Here is a 17,786-nt window from a genome sequence, read left to right on the forward strand (position 1 = left end):
ACTTTCCCTCAGCGGCGCTTTGATGAGCAGTGGCGCTTAGCGTAAGTCTGCCATCAGCACTTTGGAACGACGCTGATAGTTGTACATCTGCTTTTTGCTTTCAGGCAGCGACTCAATATCCACCGGCGTGAAGCCGCGCTCCTGGAACCAGTGGATACTGCGCGTGGTCAGCACGAACAGCTTCTTCAGCCCCATCTGCCGCGCCTGCAGCGCTACGCGCTCCAGCAGCAGCTCGCCGCGTGACGAGCTGCGATAGTCGGGGTGCACCGCCACGCAGGCCATCTCGCCGATTTGCTCGTCCGGGAACGGATAGAGCGCTGCGCAGGCGATGGTCATGTTGTCGCGCTGAATAATGGTGAATTTGTCGATCTCCATCTCCAGCTGCTCGCGTGAACGGCGCACCAGAATGCCCTGCTGCTCCAGCGGACGAATCAGTTCGAGAATCCCGCCGATGTCGTTGATGTTGGCGCGGCGAATCTGCTCGGCCGACTCCATGACAATCTGCGTACCGATACCGTCACGCGAGAACAGCTCCTGCAGCAGTGCGCCATCTTCCTGATAGCTGATCAGATGGCTGCGGCGCACGCCGCTGCGGCAGGCTTTGACCGCGCCACGCAGGAAGCGCACGGTGCCGGAGAGAAAATCACCGTCGCTCTCCATTTCATCAATCCGCGTCTGCGCCTCGTTCGGGAACAGCTCGGAAATGATGGTGCCTTCGCGATCGGTTACGCCCTGTTCAGAGCAGAAACCGATCATCTTCTCGGCTTTTAGCTTGATCGCCAGCTGCGTCGCCACCTCTTCCGAGGTCAGGTTAAAGCTTTCGCCGGTCACCGAGACCGCCACCGGACCCAGCAGCACAATGGCATTGTTATCCAGCTGACGATGGATCGCCTCTTCGTCAATGCGGCGGATGCGGCCGCTGTGGCAGTAATCGACGCCGTCATCCACGCCCAGCGGCTGAGCGATGATGAAGTTACCGCTCACCACATTAATATGCGCGCCCTGCAGCGGCGTATTATTCAGGCTCATCGACAGACGCGCCGTAATATCGAGCTGTAAACGCCCAGCCGCCTGCTTCACCAGCTCCAGCGATTGGGCATCAGTCACGCGGGTGTGTTTGTGATAAATCGGCTCCAGCTGCTGCTGCGCGAGGCTGGCATCGATCTGCGGCCGCGCGCCATAAACCACCACCAGGCGAATGCCGAGACTATGCAACAGGCCGATATCGTTAACGATGCTGGAGAAGTTCTCATGCTCGATGGCCTCGCCACCCAGCATGATGACAAACGTCTTGTCACGGTGGGCATTAATATAGGGAACGGTATGGCGAAAACCCTGAACCAGTTCGGTACTGCGTTCCTTCACGGCAAACCCTCTGTGAATGGTTATTCGAAATTTATGTATTTTTATGCTCTTTCGCCGCTTTTTGCAAGCATCGGACCTGACGTTACTTTACGATTTTCCTGATGCAAGCCACGCTAACAGACTGCATTATCTGATTTTTCCGGCAAGACAAGACATTCCTCATTGAATAAAGTTTTCGCCTTCTGCTCGTCAACTGACGATTTTTTAGACATAACACAGTAGCTGGAGCGGCATGTCCGAAGCTTTTACCCGAAGACGACTTTTACAGGGCGCAGGTGCGCTGTGGTTGCTGAGCGTGACGCGCAGCGGTTTTGCGGCCAGTCAGCACATTGTGGCCGTGCGCATCTGGCCATCCTCGACTTACTCGCGCGTGACGCTGGAATCCAACGTCGCGCTGCACTATAAGCAGTTCACGCTGAGCAATCCCGAACGGCTGGTGATCGATATCCAGAACCTGCATATCAACAGCGCGCTGAAAGGCATTGATAAGCTGGTGCGGGTGGACGATCCCTACATTAAAACCGCGCGCGTCGGTCAGTTTGATCCCACCACGGTGCGCGTGGTGCTGGAGCTGAAGCGCAGCGTGGCACCGAAAACCTTCACCCTCGATCCGGTCGCCGGTATTCGCCACCGGCTGGTGGTCGATCTCTATCCCAGCCAGTCGTCACAGGAAGAGGATCCGCTGCTGGCGTTACTGAAGGATTACAACCAGGGTGAACTGGAGCGCGATCAACCGGCGCAGGCGCCGCTACCGGGTAAAGCCGGGCGCGATCGACCGATTATTATCATGATCGATCCCGGTCACGGCGGGGAAGATCCCGGCGCGCACGGCAAGTACAAAACGCGCGAGAAAGATATCGTGCTGAAGATTGGACGCTATCTGAAAGCGCTGATCGACAAAGAACGTAATATGAAGGCTTACATGACGCGCAACGAAGATGTGTTTATACCGCTGCGCGTGCGGGTCGCGAAAGCGCGCAAGCAGCGCGCCGATCTGTTTGTCTCAATTCACGCCGACGCCTTTACCAGCCGGGCGGCGCGCGGCTCTTCGGTCTTCGCGCTCTCCACCAGCGGCGCAACCTCGGCCGCCGCGCGCTTTCTCGCCCAGACGCAGAACGAAGCGGATTTGATCGGCGGGGTCAGCATGAGCGGCGATCGCTATCTCGACCACACCATGTTCGATATGGTGCAGCGGCAGACCATCAGCGACAGTCTGAAGTTTGGCAAAGAAGTGCTGACGCGCATGGGCCACATTAACCACCTGCATAAACGCACGGTGGATCAGGCCGGCTTTGCGGTGCTGAAAGCGCCGGATATCCCGTCGATTCTGGTGGAAACGGCGTTTATCAGTAACGTTGAAGAGGAGCGGAAGTTGCGTACGCCGCGCTATCAGCATCAGGTGGCGGAAGCCATTCTGCACGGCATCAAGGCATATTTTGACAAAGGCGGCGTGCTGGCACGGCGTTAGGGCAGGGCGGCAGCGATGCCGCTTTTTACCGGGCGCAGAAACAAAAAAACACCCGTCAGGGTGTTGTGATGTTCTTCCGCAGAAGAAGTGGTTGCGGGGGCCGGATTCGAACCGACGACCTTCGGGTTATGAGCCCGACGAGCTACCAGGCTGCTCCACCCCGCGTCCGTCTGTCGCACTGAGCGACTTTGCACATTGTATTCTTCGTTAAGACAATTGGTTGCGGGGGCCGGATTCGAACCGACGACCTTCGGGTTATGAGCCCGACGAGCTACCAGGCTGCTCCACCCCGCGTCCGTCTGTCGCGCTAAGCGACTTGCCACATTGTCTCTTCATTACGAAGAATTGGTTGCGGGGGCCGGATTTGAACCGACGACCTTCGGGTTATGAGCCCGACGAGCTACCAGGCTGCTCCACCCCGCGTCCGTGGATGCGCACTATACACCGGGCGTATGATGATGCAACCCCTTTTTTGCGTTAAAGCGCTAAATAGACAAACAGTTGCTGAATTATTTGACCATTGGGCGATTTATTATACAGATGTGAGCGCGCTAGCCTGCGGCAGATTTCATTCTGTCTGCCCCTTTGCTATCGTCGCCGTGCAAACAACCAGCTTAAAAAGAGAAGGTAATGAAAGGACATTGGGCGAAGTATGCACTTACTGGCGCATTTCTGGCGCTGTTAGCCGGTTGTAGCTCTAAGCCGACCGATCGCGGTCAGCAATATATTGATGGCAAGCTGGAGCAACCGCTCGGGCTGGTGAATGAGCCGAACGCCAAAGGGCGTCCGGTCAATGGCCGTGATTTCGGCCTGCAGGTGCAGCAGATCCAGTCGGCGTCGTCCGGTCTGTATGGCCGCAACCTCGGCACTTACAGTGCGATTCAGAACTGGCTGCTCTCCGGCGCCGATACGCGTCAGCTGCGCCAGTTCGGCCTGAACGCCTATCAGATGGAAGGCACCGACAGCTACGGCAACGTACAGTTTACCGGTTACTACACGCCGGTGGTGGAAGCGCGTTATACCCGTCAGGGCGAATTCCAGTATCCAATTTATCGCATGCCGCCGCGTCCGCGCGGACAGAAGCTGCCAAGCCGCGCTTCTATCTATAGTGGCGCACTGGATGAGCGTTATGTGATTGCCTGGAGCAACTCGCTGATCGACAACTTTATGATGGACGTGCAGGGCAGCGGCTATGTCGATTTCGGCGATGGCCGTCCGCTGCGCTTCTTCGGCTACGGCGGCAAGAACGGCTGGGCTTACCACAGTATTGGTAAAGAGCTGATCGATCGCGGTGAAGTGAAGCGCGAAGATATGTCGATGCAGGCGATTCGGCAGTGGGCGCAGGAGCACTCACCGCAGGAAGTGCGCAACGTACTGGAAACCAACCAGTCGTTCGTGTTCTTTAAGCCGGAAGAGTATGTGCCGGTGCGCGGTGCCAGCGCGGTACCGCTGATTGCCAAAGCCTCGGTGGCGTCCGATCGTTCACTGATTCCCGCCGGCACGGCGCTGCTGGCTGAAGTGCCGCAGCTGAATGAGAAGGGCAAATTCAACGGCAAATATGAGATGCGCCTGATGGTCGCGCTGGACGTGGGCGGCGCGATCAAAGGCCAGCACTTCGATATCTACCAGGGCGTCGGCCCGGATGCGGCGCATCTGGCGGGCTTCTACAACCATTATGGCCGCGTCTGGGTGCTGAAAGCCGCACCGGGAACCGGCCAGCCGCTGTTCAGCAATCCGCAAAACGGCAATAATGGTTCATTGATTATCGGCGCAAATTGATAGGCTGCGCACCCTGGGTTTGTCGGGTGCGCGTCTGCGCATCGTACCAAAAGGTTAGCTATGAAAGTTGTCAGCGACGCCTGGCGCCAGCGATTTGGCGGCACGGCGCGTCTCTACGGGCAGGAAGCACTGCAGCGTTTTGCCGACGCGCATTTCTGCGTCATCGGCATTGGCGGCGTCGGTTCCTGGGCGGCCGAAGCGCTGGCGCGCACCGGCATCGGTAAAATTACCCTGATTGACATGGATGATGTGTGTATTACCAATACCAACCGTCAGATTCATGCGTTGCAGGGGCATGTCGGTCAGGCGAAAACCGAGGTGATGGCGCAGCGTATTCACGCCATCAATCCGGAGTGTGAGGTGATCTGCATCGATGACTTTATCACGCCGGACAATACCGCTGAGCTGATGGCGGCGGGGTTCGACTATGTGATTGACGCGATTGATAGCGTGCGCCCCAAGGCTGCGCTGATTGCCTGGTGCCGGCGCAATAAGATTCCGCTGATCACCACCGGTGGCGCCGGCGGACAGATTGATCCGACGCAGATTCAGGTCAGTGACTTAGCCAAAACCATTCAGGATCCGCTGGCTGCCAAACTGCGCGAGCGGCTGAAAAGTGATTTTGGCGTAGTGAAAAACAGCAAGGGTAAACTGGGGATCGACTGCGTGTTCTCTACCGAGGCGCTGGTGTATCCGCAGCCGGACGGCAGCGTATGCGCTTCGCGCAGCACGGCGGAAGGGCCAAAGCGCATGGACTGTGCCGCCGGCTTTGGTGCGGCCACCATGGTGACCGCCACCTTTGGTTTTGTTGCGGTGTCGCACGCGCTGAAAAAATTCCTCGCGCGCGCGGCGCGTCAGTCTGCCTGATGCGCGCGGGCGGCGCGCTGTACCGCCTCTGCCAGCGCCTGTAAACCACTGCTGCGCGAGGCGCTCAGCTGCGCGCGCAGCCCTAAGGTATCAAACAGCGCCAGCGGGTCTGTGGCTAACAGCGCTGCGGGCGTTTTTCCTTCCACCGCTGTCAGCAGCACCGCCAGCAATCCGCGCACAATGCGTCCCTCGCTGTCGCCGTAAAAATGCAGCGTGCCGTCGGCCCGCTGCTGGCTGCTGAGCCAGACGCGGTTTTCGCAGCCGGAGAGCTCAATTTCCGCCGTTTTCAGCGCTTCCGGCAGTGCCGGCAGCTGGCGGCTGAGCTGAATCAGCTGGCGGTAGCGATCTTCCCACTGATGAAAATGGGCAAACTTCTCCGTCAGGCTGGCTTCGGTAATCAGGTCACCAAACGGATGGGGGGCAAGCAGGGCTGATGTCATTACGTTACTCACTTAGTAAATCCACGGCATGGTGCATGGCGCGCACCAGCGCGTCCACATCCTGCAGATTATTATAGGGGGCAAATGAGACGCGCAGCGTGCCGCTGACGCCAAGCGCCGCCATCAGCGGCTGGGCACAGTGCTGGCCGGCGCGCAGCGCGATGCCCTGTTCCGCCAGCAGCGTCACGATATCGCTGTGGTGAATACCGGCGATATCAAACGCCAGCAGGCTGGCGCTGCCGCAGCGGTAACTGCGGAAGCCGGGAATAGCGCTGAGTTGCTCTTCGGCAAGGCTGGCCAGCTGCTGGCTCCAGCGTTCGGCTTTCCCGGCATCATACTGTGTCAGCCAGTCCAGCGCCGCACTCAGCCCGACCACGCCCGCCACGTTCGGCGTGCCTGCTTCAAAGCGCCACGGCACCGGCTGCGGCGTGAAGCCGCTGAAATCGACCTGCGTCAGCATTTTGCCGCCGCCCTGCCACGGCGGCATCGCGTCCAGCAGCTCCGCTTTGCCGTACAGCACGCCAGTGCCCATCGGACCGTACAGCTTGTGCGCGGAAAAGGCGTAGAAGTCGATATCCAGCGCCTGCACATCCGGCGGGCAGTGCACCACGCCCTGCGCGCCATCCACCATCACTTTCGCCCCGACGCCGTGCGCCAGCGTAATCGCCTGCGCCAGATCCGGACAGCCGCCGGTCACGTTAGACATCTGACCTATCGCCAGCAGACGGGTGCGCGCGTTGAGCAGCTGCGGCAGCAGGGCGATATCCGGCCGCCGGTCAGCGCCAAGCGGCCACTTTATCACTTTCGCACCGCTGGCCTGCGCCACCATCAGCCACGGCACCAGATTGGCGTGGTGCTCGGCTTCGCTCACCACAATCTCGTCGCCCGGCTGCAGGCGCGGCGCCAGCCAGCTGTGCGCCACCAGGTTGATGGCTTCCGTGGTGCCACGCGTCCAGACGATTTGCCGATCGTCCGCCGCCTGCAGCCAGTGCGCCACGCGCGCCCGCGCCTGTTCATATTGTGCCGTCAGCGCGCGGGCAGCGGCGAACTGGCTGCGGTGGACGGTGCCGCCGCTCAGCGAATAAAACTGCGCGGTCGCGTCAATCACCGCCTGCGGCTTCAGCGCGGTGGCGGCGCTGTCGAGATAGACACCCGCATCGCTCAGCGCGGGAAACTGCTGACGAAACTCGCCAGGAGAGAAATGGGTCATACTCAGCTCACTTACTTGGATGTTAGGACCAGGCTGAAAGCCACGCCGTGGCCTGGCAAAGCTGGAAAAGCGCGTTATGCTAATTATTGCAAGGTTTGAACCGAAACCCGCATAACGAATCGGTCTGTTCCAGTCGATCGCTCTGTTTGCTGCCACTGATCAGCGCACGCGGGTGGTTTAATGCAATCAATCTGCAAGGAGATAGAAGATGAATAAACTCGCCGCAGTGCTGGCCGTGTGCACCATGGCCTTTACCCTGGCCGCCTGTTCCAGCAACTACGTCATGCATACCAATGATGGTCGCACCATTGTTGCGGATGGCAAACCAAAAGTTGACGATGAAACCGGTATGATCAGCTATAAAGATGCCAATGGCAACGAGCAGCAGATTAACCGCTCAGATGTGAAAGAGATGGTGGAAATGGGCCAGTAAGCCCGGTTAGCAGGTAAAAAAAAGCACCGCAATTTGCGGTGCTATTTAAAATCACTATGGACAGACAGGGTAAATCTACAGGAATTAAAAGTTTGATCTGCAATCGTCAGATCAAAATGCAAACACAACATCACGACCACAAGCCAAAAGCTCTCTAAAAGTCTGCGATCTCTCGCACGTTTCCAGAAATCTTTTCGTTCCGGCTCAGGAAGTGCGGCAACTATAGGTATTTGCTGGAGCTTCCTCAACGGACAAATTATAATGTCTCGGATTAAAAAATCTAATACGTAACGACTTTGTATAAGTTGCAGTGTTACGCTGTCAATCCGGGTACGGAAAACCATGTCAAAACGCCTTCCGCCGCTTAATGCTCTTCGCGTCTTCGACGCTGCGGCCCGTCATTTGAGCTTCACCAAAGCCGCTGAGGAGCTGTTTGTCACCCAGGCGGCTGTCAGCCATCAGATTAAATCGCTGGAAGATTTTCTCGGTCTCAAGCTGTTTCGCCGGCGCAATCGTTCGCTGTTACTGACCGAAGAGGGTCAAAGCTACTATCTCGATATCAAAGAGATTTTTTCGGCACTGAACGATGCCACGCGCAAACTGCAGGCGCGCAGTGCCAAAGGGGCTCTCACCGTCAGCCTGTTGCCGAGTTTCGCCATTCAGTGGCTGGTTCCGCGCCTCTCCAGCTTTAATCTGGCTTATCCGGGCATTGATGTGCGTATCCAGGCGGTAGACCGTGATGAGGAGAAGCTGGCCGACGATGTCGACGTGGCGATTTTTTACGGCCGCGGCAACTGGCCCGGTTTGCGGGTAGAGAAATTGTATGCCGAATATCTGCTGCCGGTCTGCTCGCCGCTGCTGCTGACCGGCGACAATCCGCTCAAATCACCAGCCGATCTGGCGCATTTCACGCTGCTGCATGACGCCTCGCGCCGTGACTGGCAATCCTATATTCGTCAGCTGGGCTTGCAGCACATTAATGTTCAGCAGGGGCCGATCTTCAGCCACAGCGCCATGGTGCTGCAGGCGGCGATCCACGGCCAGGGCGTGGCGCTGGCCAATAACGTGATGGCGCAGAGTGAAATTGAGGCCGGACGGCTGGTCTGTCCTTTCAACGATGTCTTAGTGAGTAAAAATGCTTTTTATCTGGTTTGTCATGACAGCCAGGCAGAACTGGGTAAAATAGCCGCCTTTCGGCAGTGGATTCTGGAAAAAGCCGCAACTGAACAAGAAAAATTCCGCTTCCGCTACGATCACTAACGCGTTGCCTGCCGCACAGTGATGTGTGGTTTCACCTTGAGGATAAATGAATGTCCAGTCGTGCCATGTTTATATTTGCCGCCATCAGCGGCTTTCTGCTGGTGGCGTTTGGTGCTTTTGGGGCGCACGTGCTGAGCAAAGCGCTCGGCGCGGCCGAGATGGCGTGGATCCATACCGGCCTTGAATATCAGGCGTATCATACGCTGGCGATTATCGGTATTGGCGCAGCGATGCTGCGTCGCGCCAATATCTGGTTTTACTGGAGTAGCGCCGCGATGGCGCTGGGTATCGTCCTGTTCAGCGGTAGCCTGTATTGTCTGGCGCTGTCGCACCTGAAGTTTTGGGTGTTTGTTACGCCGGTTGGAGGCCTGTGCTTCCTGATTGGCTGGTTTTTGATGTTGATTGGCGCGCTGCGTCTGAAACGAAAGGCAGATCGCCATGAATAAAGTTTTACTCTATTGCCGTCCGGGATTTGAGAAAGAGTGTGCGGCAGAAATCAGTGCCAAAGCAGCGGAACGTGAAATCTACGGTTTTCCGCGTGTTAAAGATGACGCCGGTTACGTGCTGTTTGAGTGCTATCAGCCAGAAGAGGCGGAAAAACTGATCGCCACGCTGCCGTTCGCGGAGCTGATTTTTGCCCGGCAAATGCTGGTGGTGGGCGAGCTGCTGCGCGATCTCCCGCCAGAAGATCGTATTACCCCGATCGTCGGTATGCTGAGCGGCGTAGTGGAGAAGGGCGGCGAGCTGCGCGTTGAAGTGCCCGACACCAATGAAGCCAAAGAGCTGACCAAATTTTGCCGCAAGCTGACGGTACCGCTGCGCGCCAGCCTGCGCGACAGCAAAATCCTGCTGAATTATGAGAGCAATAAACGTCCGGTGGTGCATGTGTTCTTTATCGCGCCGGGCACCTGCTACGTTGGTTATTCGCTGCCGCACAACAACTCGCCGTTTTACATGGGCATTCCGCGCCTGAAGTTCCCGGCCGATGCGCCAAGCCGCTCTACGCTGAAGCTGGAAGAAGCATTCCATGTGTTCGTGCCGGCCGATGAGTGGGACGAACGGCTGGGCAGCGGCATGTATGCGGTCGATCTTGGTGCCTGCCCCGGCGGCTGGACCTATCAGCTGGTAAAGCGCAGCATGTGGGTCTACGCGGTGGATAACGGCCCGATGGCGCCGAGCCTGATGGATACCGGACAGGTTACGCACTGCCGCGAAGACGGGTTCAAATTCCGCCCGCCGCGCAGCAACATCAGCTGGCTGGTGTGCGACATGGTGGAAAAACCGGTGCGCGTCGCCAGCCTGATGACCGAATGGCTGGTCAACGGCTGGTGCCGTGAGGCGATCTTCAACCTCAAGCTGCCAATGAAAAAGCGCTATGAAGAAGTTACGCAGAACCTGGCAATGATGGACGCGGCGCTGAAGGAGAAGGGCGTAAACGCGCAGATCCAGGCGCGCCAGCTGTATCACGACCGCGAAGAAGTGACCGTGCATGTGCGCCGGATTTGGGCGGCAGTCGGCGGACGGCGCGACGAACGCTAGTTCTGCTTCATACTTTGCGCTATCGCGGCGTTGGCTGCGCCTGCTCGCCCCGGTCACATACTAATGTATGCTCCCGGGGACTCCCAGGCTTGCCGCCTTGCGCTAGCACAAATTATTTCGCAGAACTTAGTTGCACTCATCCGTAGCGGCGCGATTTATCGCGCAATGAGCGGGATTGAAACTTCCCTGAACAGCTCGGGCTTGTCGTCCTGCGGTGGCACAAATTATTTCGCAGAAACTAGGTGCACTAGCCCGTAGCGGCGCGATTCATCGCGCAATGAGCGGGATTGAAACTTCCCTGAACAGCTCGGGCTTGTCGTCCTGCGGTGGCACAAATTATTTCGCAGAAATTAGGTGCACTAACCCGTAGCGGCGCGATTCATCGCGCAATGAGCGGGATTGAAACTTTCCTGAACAGCTCGGGCTTGTCGTCCTGCGGTGGCACAAATTATTTCGCAGAAATTAGGTGCACCAGCCCGTAGCGGCGCGATTCATCGCGCAATGAGTAGGGTTGAAACTTCCCGGATCAGCTCAGGCTTGCCGCCTTGCACTAGCACAAATTATTTCGCAGAACTTAGTTGCACTCATCCGTAGCGGCGCGATTCATCGCGCAATAAATTGCGCCGCAACTAAACCCGCGATCGTTGTGGAATGGGGCTGAAACCTGCCTGAACAGCTCAGGCTTGCCGTGCTGCTGTAGATACCGTCTTGCCGGTTACCTGGCAAGACATATTTCGGCATCGAACGGACGACCCGATTTCAGCACGCCATAAGCCAGCTGCAGCAGCTTCTTCATCGCCGCGCACACCACGACTTTTCCCGTTTTCTTACCCGCATCCAGCCGTTTCTTCAGCGCACTCACCGCCGGATTCCACTTCATCGCCACTATCGCAGGCATGTACAGGGCCTTGCGCATCGCGCTGTTGCCCATCTTCGATATCCTGCTTTTGCCCTTCCACTCACCGGACTCCTGCCGCATCGGATTCAGACCCACCCACGCCACAAGCGCCTTGCTGCTGCTGAACCTCGACATGTCCCCCAGATACGCCAGCATCGTGCTGCTCAGCACGCCCGCGATGCCCGGGATGGACTCCAGCAGTTCCCTGTTCTTTTTAAGGCCCGGATCATTGTCGATATGGTCGTTTATTGCCCGCTTCGTTTCGTCTATCTGCGCATCCAGCGCCGCAATGACCACGCGGATTGAGGGCTGCACCACCGCATCCGAGACCTCCAGCCGGTTCTCTTCCATCTGCCGCATTTCCTGAAGATTCGTCAGGCGCTTCACCAGCGCCTTCAGCCTGCGTTCATTCAGCGGCGCCGGCTGCCACAGCGACGGGCCGTGCAGTTTACAGTAGCGCGCTATCATGCGCGCATCGTCTTTATCCGTCTTGTTACGGCTCAGCTCCGCCTGTCCGAAGCGCCTGATGCGCGCGGGATTTTCCACGCTGACATCATAGCCTTCGTCGTGCAGGAAGGTGGCCAGCGGCTCACTGTACGCGCCGGTAGCCTCCATGCAGATATGGCAGCAGCCGAACGGCTCCAGCCATTTTTTCAGGGCGATAAAGCCCTTAGGGGTGTTGGGAAAGACTTTGGTTTTGTAAGACGTGTCGCCTTTCCAGACGGCCACATCAAACTTTCCGGAGGCAACATCAATGCCGACAGGCATACGGGTTTGCATAGATTCTCCTTAACAGCACAGGGAAACCGCCATGACCATCCTTATGGATGCGTGCTCGGGGCACAGGATACCGTCCGGTCTTGAAGGCGGGAGTTAAGTTGCCGGGGATGAATCTACGAAGCAGGCTTTATGCCCAGGGGGCGCCCCCATCTCACCAGCAACTTCCCGATGATCAGTCGGGGATCATCATACCCGGAGGAGAATGATCGGGATATAAGGGGCGCCATTCATGGCGACCTCAATGACGCGCCGGACCCTGATACCGCAAGGTATTTAAATTCCCCTGCAACACCAAATCCCGCTTCAGCGTTGACACCTGTCGGCACACCTCCGCGGTCGCGCGGTGATCGCGTAACTTCTTCTGCCACTTCTCAGGTACCTGATCCAGCTGCTGATACAGGGCCTCGAGCGAACCAAACTGCAGCAGCAGTTCCCGTGCGCTTTTCGGTCCGATGCCGGGCACGCCTGGAATTTTGCTGCTGCTGATACCGCATAAGCCCCAGTAATCCGCCAGCTGGGCCGGCGCGACGCCGAACTCCTGTTCGATAAACGGCACGTCCAGCCAGCGCTTCTGAAAATAATCGCGGATGCGGATGCTCGGCGCCAGCAGCTGGCAGTAACCTTTATCGGTGGAAACGATGGTGGCCTGATGACCGGCGTCGGCCATCTTCACTGCCAGCGTCGCGGCCAGATCGTCCGCTTCATCCTGTTCGGCAACCCAGCAGCTGACACCGCTGGCCTCAAAGGCCGCCTGCAGCGAGGCCATCTCCTGCTGTAAATCGTCCGGCATCGGCGGGCGGCCCGCTTTGTAATCCGGCAATAACTGATGACGCCAGCCAGGCTGTCGGTCATGGCTGTCAAACACCGCCACCACGTGCGTTGGCCGCGTGTGGCCCAACAGCTGATGCAGCGCCGCCACGCAGGCCTCACGACAGGGTGAACCCTGCACCGCGTGCAGGCGGCGGATCAGATTGAGCGCGTCGATAATAAGCAGATGAAGCGACATAGTGATATCGGCAGCCCGCAGGCTGCCTTCCTGATGGGTTATTTGATGATTTCGTAGCAGGGGATGTAAGCGCTGCCGGGCAGCTTCATGCGCTGCTGCGCGACGAAGCCCTGCAGCAGTTCGTCCATACGGTGCATCAGATCGGCATCGCCTTGCAGCTGATACGGACCTTTTTCCCGGATTTCGCGGATCCCCATCTCTTTGACGTTACCGGCCACGATGCCCGAGAAGGCACGCCGCAGATCCGCCGCCAGTTTTTCTGCTGGCTGATTCGGGAACAGTTTGAGGTTGGCCATATTTTCGTGGGTCGGCAGGAACGGCACCTGCAGATCCGGCGCAATGCGAATCGACCAGTTAAAGCTGTAAGCATCGCCGGTTTCGCGGCGGTACTCTTTCACCTGCGGCATGGCTTTCTTCATCAGACGCGCCACTTCCGCAGCATCATCAATGATGATTTTGTAATGCCGGCGCGCAGCTTCACCCAGCGTATTAACGATGAAATCATCCAGCACGCGGAAGTAATCGGCGCTCTCTTTTGGCCCGGTGAGGATCAGCGGCAGGACCTGATCGCTGTTCTGCGGATTCATCAGAATGCCCAGCAGATACAACAGCTCTTCTGCCGTGCCCACGCCGCCCGGGAAGATCACGATGCCGTGCGCGATGCGCACAAAGGCTTCCAGACGCTTTTCGATATCCGGCATGATGATCAGTTCATTCACCAGCGGGTTAGGTGGCTCCGCAGCGATGATCGACGGTTCGGTCAGGCCGATAAACCGGCTGTCGTGATAGCGCTGCTGTGCATGGCCTACCGCTGCCCCTTTCATCGGCGCTTCCATCACGCCCGGACCACAGCCGGTACAGATGTTCAGTTCGCGCAGGCCCATCTGCGTCCCGACATTGCGGCAATATTGATATTCGACCGCGTTGATGGAGTGACCGCCCCAGCACACCACGGTGTTGGGATATTCGCCCACGTGCAGCGCGCGCGCATTGCGCAGAATAGAGAACACCTGATTGGTGATGTGCGCGGAGTCGGTGACATCCTGATTCTGCAGACGATCCGCTGCCGAGAGCTGACCGTTAACAAACAGAATATCGCGCAGTACGGCAAACAGGTTCGCCTGCAGCGAACGGATAATCCGGCCGTCAACAAACGCCTCTTCCGGCGGGTTGATCAGCTCCAGTTTCACGCCGCGCTCGCGGCGCAGCACGTTGATGTCAAAATTTTCAAAGCGGGAAAGCAGTTCGTGGCTACTGTCGGTCTGGCTGCCGGAGTTGAGTACCGCCAGCGAGCAGTTACGAAACAGCTGGTAGAGATCGCTGCTGGCAGTACGCTTCAGCATGTCGACTTCCAGCTGGGAGAGCAGATCCATTGAGCCAAGCGGGCTGATATGTGTAATCAAGAGAACTCCTTTACACGCAAATGCGTGACTGATGACGCTGCGCTTAACCCGTTGAGCGCAGTGACGAAAATCCTTCGGTAAGCACGCTGTCGCCCTCGCGCCTGTACCAGAGTACCGTTGTCGGCCGCGAATGCTCAAGTGGAACCGCGCATCCGTGCGGCGGCCCGCGAGACATCTCGCAATCTGCTACTGGCGCACCAGGCGGGAGTAGCCCGGCGTGAAGGGGACATTGCTGCGCCACGGATTGATATCCAGCCCGCCGCGCCGCGTGTAGCGCGCGTAGACGGTTAATGCTGCTGGCTGACAAAAGCGTTGTATATCGTTAAAAATGCGCTCGACGCACTGCTCATGAAACTCATTGTGCTGGCGGAACGAAATCAGATAGCGCAGCAGCGCTTCGCGATCGATACGCGGGCCCTGATAGCGAATCATCACCGAGCCCCAGTCCGGCTGATTGGTGATCAGACAGTTCGATTTCAGCAGATGGCTGACCAGCGTCTCTTCAACCACTTCGCTGCCCGTTGCGCTGGCGAGGTAATTGGCGTTAAAGCCGTAATCGCTGATGGTGATATCCTGCTCGTCGATGACATCGCCAGCGAAGTGCCCGATCGGCTGACCTTCCACTTCGCTCAGGCGAAACAGCGCCACGCTGACCTTGCCGTTAGCGCAGGCGCTGAGATCGCGCTCCAGCGTTTGCCGTACGGCGCCCCAGTCGGCGAAAATCGTCTGGTTAAAGCTGTTAAGATAGAGTTTGAAGCTTTTGGACTCGATCAGATTCACGCTGTCGGCGCTTAGCACCACTTCGCCGACCGCGACCTGCGGCACGCCTTTGCTGTTAAGCCAGGAGAGTTCATACAGCGTCCAGATATCTGCGCCGTGGAACGGCAGGTTGTCGGGATAGAGCCCGAGCGGCTCGCGATTCAGGCTGCGCGGCACCGCCTGCAGCAGCGTGTTATCGTAGCGATCAACATACGCGGTGGGCTTACCCAAAGTCAGGCCGCTCAGCGCCGTATCCCGGTTTTCAGAAGACATAACGGTTACCACTAAAATCCATCAAAGGGAGTCAGTGTAACCGATCACCAGCGAGAAGATGAATGATGCAGCAAACCGCAGAGGCCCTGCGCGATTTTACCGCCCGTTATGTAGCGCACTGGCAGCAGCAGCACGGCCATTTTCCCGCCAGCGCAGAGCTGTACGGCGTGCCGTCGCCCTGCATCATCAGTGAACTGGATGAGCGCGTTCTGTGGCAGCCGCAGGACTTTAGCCTGCCAGCCTCGCTGGCAGCCGTTGAGCGCGCACTGGATATTCAGCTGCAGCCGGACCTCACCACGTTCTATACCACACAATTTGCCGGCGACATGCACGCGCAGTTTGCACAGCAGTCGCTGACGCTGCTGCAGGTGTGGAGCGAGGACGATTTTACCCGCCTGCAGGAGAACCTGATTGGTCATCTGGTGATGAAGCGCCGTCTGAAACAGAGCCCGACGCTGTTTATCGCCACGACAGATTCGGAGCAGGATGTTATCGCGGTGTGTAATCTGACCGGCGAAGTGATCCTGGAGCAGCCGGGTACGAAGAAGCGGCAGAAACTGGCGGTGGATATTCAGACATTTCTTAATGCTTTACAACCGGTTAGTTCGTGAGTTGCAGACTTTTCTCGCAGCTCTTGTAAGAGATCTCTCACAACTGTTGTGCGAGATCGCCAGAACATTGCGCAGACTTCCGGAAGTCCGCAATGTAAAAATATTGTGAATCATGCAGTTATGGCATCAATCCGAAAATACAGACATGGCTTAATCGTTTAACGGCGCTTACTGACTTGTTATTGCGATGGTTTCTGCCAGAATAGTCACCACTGGCAGGAAGCCACGGATTGAGAGACGTTCAGGAGAATGTCAGCCAGGCGGCAGGAACGTAACGGAGTTTACGTCACAGGGAAGGCTTCAGGATGAAGCAGGACACTCCGGAGTGAGTAAAGGACACCTCCAGGATGGAGAATGAGAGCCACGCGGGATGTGGCGGGCCAGGATGCTAAGGACCAATGTCACGATGACAGGCGACGGAAAGCGCAGGAACAGTTGTCATGGATGAGCAGGGAGCACAGCGGTGGCGGGAATGCTGCAAACGAACCGGGAGCACTGTAATCACAGTGCTCCCTTTTTTTATGCCGTTTTTGCGCGCGCACCCACTAATGATATGCTTGCCGCCCCTTTTTGACGCGGAGGTAGCGTATGTCGACGCACCTGATTATTCAGCGGCTGCAGCAGGTCGAAGCGGTGATGCGCGAACACGGCCACTGGCAGACGCACGCCCCGGCGGCGGCGGCCTTTAATAGCACGCAACCTTTCTGTCTCGATACCCTGCAGCCGCTCGAATGGCTGCAGTGGGTCCTGCTGCCGCGCATGCAGGCGCTGCTTGACGCCGGCGCCGCGCTGCCGCAAAACTTCGCCGTTACGCCTTATTATGAGATGGCCCTGCCGCCCACCACGCCGGGCCATGCAGCGCTGCTGCTGACGCTCAGCCAGCTTGATGCGCTGTTTGCGCCGCCGGACGCCTGATGCTGGAGATCATTTATCAGGATGCATGGCTGGTTGCGGTGAATAAACCGGCGGGCTGGCTGGTGCACCGCAGCTGGCTCGATCGCAAAGAGAAAGTGGTGGTGATGCAGACGGTGCGCGATCAGATTGGTCAGCACGTATTTACCGCGCATCGCCTCGATCGGCCCACGTCTGGCGTGCTGCTGATGGGGCTCTCCAGCGAAATCGGGCGGCTGCTGGCGCAGCAGTTTGAGCAGCATCAGATTCAGAAAACCTATCACGCAGTGGTGCGCGGCTGGCTGGACGGTAGCGCAACGCTGGATTATCCGCTGGTAGAAGAGCTGGATAAAATTGCCGACAAGTTTGTCACGGAACCGCGCGCGCCGCAGCCGGCAGTCACCGATTATCGCGCGCTGGCGCAGGCAGAACTGCCGGTGGCCATCGGCAAGTACCCCAGCGCACGTTATACGCTGGTTGAGCTGTCGCCGCACACCGGGCGCAAACATCAGCTGCGACGCCATATGGCGCACCTGCGTCATCCGATCATCGGTGACAGCTCGCACGGCGATCTGCGGCAGAACCGCGGTGCCGCAGCCCACTTTGGCATGGATCGACTGATGCTGCACGCCAGTGCGCTGACGCTAACGCATCCGGTGACCGGCGAACCGCTGGTGATTCGCGCCGGGCTGGATCGCGTCTGGCAGCAGATGCTGCACCCGTTTGGCTGGCAGCAGCAGTTGCCTGATGTGCCGAGGGTTGAGTTTGCCGCTGAGGCAGTCCAGGATAAGCCGACAGAATAAA

Annotated in this window: 17 protein-coding genes and 3 tRNA genes; 10 read left to right on the forward strand and 10 right to left on the reverse strand. The window is 58.0% G+C overall.

Annotation, left to right across the window (positions count from 1 at the left end):
• Nucleotides 1–36: 36 nt before the first annotated feature.
• A complete protein-coding gene (gene argA, locus C1N60_RS04275; RefSeq protein ID WP_021506712.1) occupies nt 37–1,365 on the reverse strand; it encodes an amino-acid N-acetyltransferase in 1,329 nt (442 codons plus the stop codon).
• Between the two features lie 232 nt (nt 1,366–1,597).
• Here argA and amiC point away from each other — a divergent pair, with 232 nt between their 5' ends.
• The gene (gene amiC, locus C1N60_RS04280) at nt 1,598–2,833 is read left to right on the forward strand and encodes an N-acetylmuramoyl-L-alanine amidase AmiC (RefSeq protein WP_031279511.1); all 1,236 of its coding nucleotides are present in this window, start codon (nt 1,598–1,600) and stop codon (nt 2,831–2,833) included.
• Between the two features lie 88 nt (nt 2,834–2,921).
• Here the strand turns inward: amiC and C1N60_RS04285 are convergent.
• The 3 genes from C1N60_RS04285 to C1N60_RS04295 form a co-directional block, all read right to left on the reverse strand.
• Nucleotides 2,922–2,998, reverse strand: a tRNA-Met gene (locus C1N60_RS04285).
• Nucleotides 2,999–3,050: 52 nt separating this feature from the next.
• Nucleotides 3,051–3,127, reverse strand: a tRNA-Met gene (locus C1N60_RS04290).
• 52 nt (nt 3,128–3,179) lie between these two features.
• Nucleotides 3,180–3,256: transfer RNA gene (locus C1N60_RS04295), tRNA-Met, on the reverse strand.
• 207 nt (nt 3,257–3,463) lie between these two features.
• Between C1N60_RS04295 and mltA the strand changes: the two genes are divergently transcribed.
• The gene (mltA, locus tag C1N60_RS04300; RefSeq protein ID WP_021507388.1) at nt 3,464–4,612 is read left to right on the forward strand and encodes a murein transglycosylase A; all 1,149 of its coding nucleotides are present in this window, start codon (nt 3,464–3,466) and stop codon (nt 4,610–4,612) included.
• A 60-nt stretch (nt 4,613–4,672) separates the two neighbouring features.
• On the forward strand, nt 4,673–5,479 hold the full coding sequence (gene tcdA, locus C1N60_RS04305; protein ID WP_021507387.1) for a tRNA cyclic N6-threonylcarbamoyladenosine(37) synthase TcdA: 807 nt from the start codon (nt 4,673–4,675) through the stop codon (nt 5,477–5,479).
• Here tcdA and csdE read toward each other — a convergent pair.
• The gene (gene csdE / locus C1N60_RS04310) at nt 5,467–5,919 is read right to left on the reverse strand and encodes a cysteine desulfurase sulfur acceptor subunit CsdE (protein ID WP_021507386.1); all 453 of its coding nucleotides are present in this window, start codon (nt 5,917–5,919) and stop codon (nt 5,467–5,469) included. The genes tcdA and csdE overlap by 13 nt on opposite strands.
• A gap of 4 nt (nt 5,920–5,923) precedes the next feature.
• A complete protein-coding gene (gene csdA / locus C1N60_RS04315; protein WP_394521441.1) occupies nt 5,924–7,129 on the reverse strand; it encodes a cysteine desulfurase CsdA in 1,206 nt (401 codons plus the stop codon).
• A 208-nt stretch (nt 7,130–7,337) separates the two neighbouring features.
• On the opposite strand from csdA, the gene C1N60_RS04320 reads away from it, so the two are divergent.
• From C1N60_RS04320 to rlmM, 4 genes are all read left to right on the forward strand, one after another.
• Nucleotides 7,338–7,562, forward strand: a complete 225-nt coding sequence (locus C1N60_RS04320) for a YgdI/YgdR family lipoprotein (protein WP_010616412.1) — start codon at nt 7,338–7,340, stop codon at nt 7,560–7,562.
• A 342-nt stretch (nt 7,563–7,904) separates the two neighbouring features.
• Nucleotides 7,905–8,822, forward strand: coding sequence for a transcriptional regulator GcvA (locus C1N60_RS04325; protein ID WP_010616414.1), 918 nt, complete (start codon nt 7,905–7,907; stop codon nt 8,820–8,822).
• Between the two features lie 50 nt (nt 8,823–8,872).
• A complete protein-coding gene (locus C1N60_RS04330; protein WP_021507384.1) occupies nt 8,873–9,268 on the forward strand; it encodes a DUF423 domain-containing protein in 396 nt (131 codons plus the stop codon).
• The gene (rlmM, locus tag C1N60_RS04335; protein ID WP_021507383.1) at nt 9,261–10,361 is read left to right on the forward strand and encodes a 23S rRNA (cytidine(2498)-2'-O)-methyltransferase RlmM; all 1,101 of its coding nucleotides are present in this window, start codon (nt 9,261–9,263) and stop codon (nt 10,359–10,361) included. The genes C1N60_RS04330 and rlmM overlap by 8 nt, the downstream gene beginning before the upstream one ends.
• A gap of 715 nt (nt 10,362–11,076) precedes the next feature.
• On the opposite strand, the gene C1N60_RS04340 is transcribed toward rlmM, so the two are convergent.
• The 4 genes from C1N60_RS04340 to queF all read right to left on the reverse strand — a co-directional run bounded on the left by C1N60_RS04340 (nt 11,077) and on the right by queF (nt 15,480).
• Nucleotides 11,077–12,039: an IS110 family RNA-guided transposase gene (locus C1N60_RS04340; protein WP_021312959.1), complete on the reverse strand. Its 963-nt coding sequence runs from the start codon at nt 12,037–12,039 to the stop codon at nt 11,077–11,079.
• 238 nt (nt 12,040–12,277) lie between these two features.
• Nucleotides 12,278–13,045 carry a flap endonuclease Xni gene (gene xni, locus C1N60_RS04345; RefSeq protein ID WP_058780277.1) on the reverse strand — a complete coding sequence of 256 codons (768 nt, stop codon included), beginning with the start codon at nt 13,043–13,045 and terminating at the stop codon, nt 12,278–12,280.
• 38 nt (nt 13,046–13,083) lie between these two features.
• Nucleotides 13,084–14,448 (reverse strand): nucleotide 5'-monophosphate nucleosidase PpnN, encoded by a 1,365-nt coding sequence (gene ppnN / locus C1N60_RS04350; protein WP_021507381.1) that lies wholly within the window; start codon nt 14,446–14,448, stop codon nt 13,084–13,086.
• 186 nt (nt 14,449–14,634) lie between these two features.
• Nucleotides 14,635–15,480 (reverse strand): NADPH-dependent 7-cyano-7-deazaguanine reductase QueF, encoded by an 846-nt coding sequence (gene queF / locus C1N60_RS04355; protein WP_394521442.1) that lies wholly within the window; start codon nt 15,478–15,480, stop codon nt 14,635–14,637.
• A 62-nt stretch (nt 15,481–15,542) separates the two neighbouring features.
• Here queF and syd point away from each other — a divergent pair, with 62 nt between their 5' ends.
• The 3 genes from syd to truC all read left to right on the forward strand — a co-directional run bounded on the left by syd (nt 15,543) and on the right by truC (nt 17,785).
• Nucleotides 15,543–16,091 (forward strand): SecY-interacting protein, encoded by a 549-nt coding sequence (syd, locus tag C1N60_RS04360; protein ID WP_394521443.1) that lies wholly within the window; start codon nt 15,543–15,545, stop codon nt 16,089–16,091.
• Nucleotides 16,092–16,679: 588 nt separating this feature from the next.
• Nucleotides 16,680–17,006, forward strand: coding sequence for a YqcC family protein (locus C1N60_RS04365; RefSeq protein WP_394521444.1), 327 nt, complete (start codon nt 16,680–16,682; stop codon nt 17,004–17,006).
• Nucleotides 17,006–17,785, forward strand: coding sequence for a tRNA pseudouridine(65) synthase TruC (gene truC, locus C1N60_RS04370; protein WP_278708617.1), 780 nt, complete (start codon nt 17,006–17,008; stop codon nt 17,783–17,785). The genes C1N60_RS04365 and truC overlap by 1 nt, the downstream gene beginning before the upstream one ends.
• The last annotated feature ends 1 nt before the right edge of the window (nt 17,786 follow it).

This window comes from Pantoea sp. SGAir0184 (assembly GCF_043544755.1).

What these genes read in the sequence shown, in the direction of transcription:
- rlmM (WP_021507383.1), top strand. Translation starts at nt 9,261, where the DNA reads ATGAATAAAGTTTTACTCTATTGCCGTCCGGGATTTGAGAAAGAGTGT.
- csdA (WP_394521441.1), bottom strand. Translation starts at nt 7,129, where the DNA reads ATGACCCATTTCTCTCCTGGCGAGTTTCGTCAGCAGTTTCCCGCGCTG.
- amiC (WP_031279511.1), top strand. Translation starts at nt 1,598, where the DNA reads ATGTCCGAAGCTTTTACCCGAAGACGACTTTTACAGGGCGCAGGTGCG.
- queF (WP_394521442.1), bottom strand. Translation starts at nt 15,480, where the DNA reads ATGTCTTCTGAAAACCGGGATACGGCGCTGAGCGGCCTGACTTTGGGT.
- xni (WP_058780277.1), bottom strand. Translation starts at nt 13,045, where the DNA reads ATGTCGCTTCATCTGCTTATTATCGACGCGCTCAATCTGATCCGCCGC.
- syd (WP_394521443.1), top strand. Translation starts at nt 15,543, where the DNA reads ATGATGCAGCAAACCGCAGAGGCCCTGCGCGATTTTACCGCCCGTTAT.
- C1N60_RS04340 (WP_021312959.1), bottom strand. Translation starts at nt 12,039, where the DNA reads ATGCAAACCCGTATGCCTGTCGGCATTGATGTTGCCTCCGGAAAGTTT.
- C1N60_RS04325 (WP_010616414.1), top strand. Translation starts at nt 7,905, where the DNA reads ATGTCAAAACGCCTTCCGCCGCTTAATGCTCTTCGCGTCTTCGACGCT.
- csdE (WP_021507386.1), bottom strand. Translation starts at nt 5,919, where the DNA reads ATGACATCAGCCCTGCTTGCCCCCCATCCGTTTGGTGACCTGATTACC.
- C1N60_RS04330 (WP_021507384.1), top strand. Translation starts at nt 8,873, where the DNA reads ATGTCCAGTCGTGCCATGTTTATATTTGCCGCCATCAGCGGCTTTCTG.
- mltA (WP_021507388.1), top strand. Translation starts at nt 3,464, where the DNA reads ATGAAAGGACATTGGGCGAAGTATGCACTTACTGGCGCATTTCTGGCG.
- tcdA (WP_021507387.1), top strand. Translation starts at nt 4,673, where the DNA reads ATGAAAGTTGTCAGCGACGCCTGGCGCCAGCGATTTGGCGGCACGGCG.
- C1N60_RS04365 (WP_394521444.1), top strand. Translation starts at nt 16,680, where the DNA reads ATGTCGACGCACCTGATTATTCAGCGGCTGCAGCAGGTCGAAGCGGTG.
- truC (WP_278708617.1), top strand. Translation starts at nt 17,006, where the DNA reads ATGCTGGAGATCATTTATCAGGATGCATGGCTGGTTGCGGTGAATAAA.
- C1N60_RS04320 (WP_010616412.1), top strand. Translation starts at nt 7,338, where the DNA reads ATGAATAAACTCGCCGCAGTGCTGGCCGTGTGCACCATGGCCTTTACC.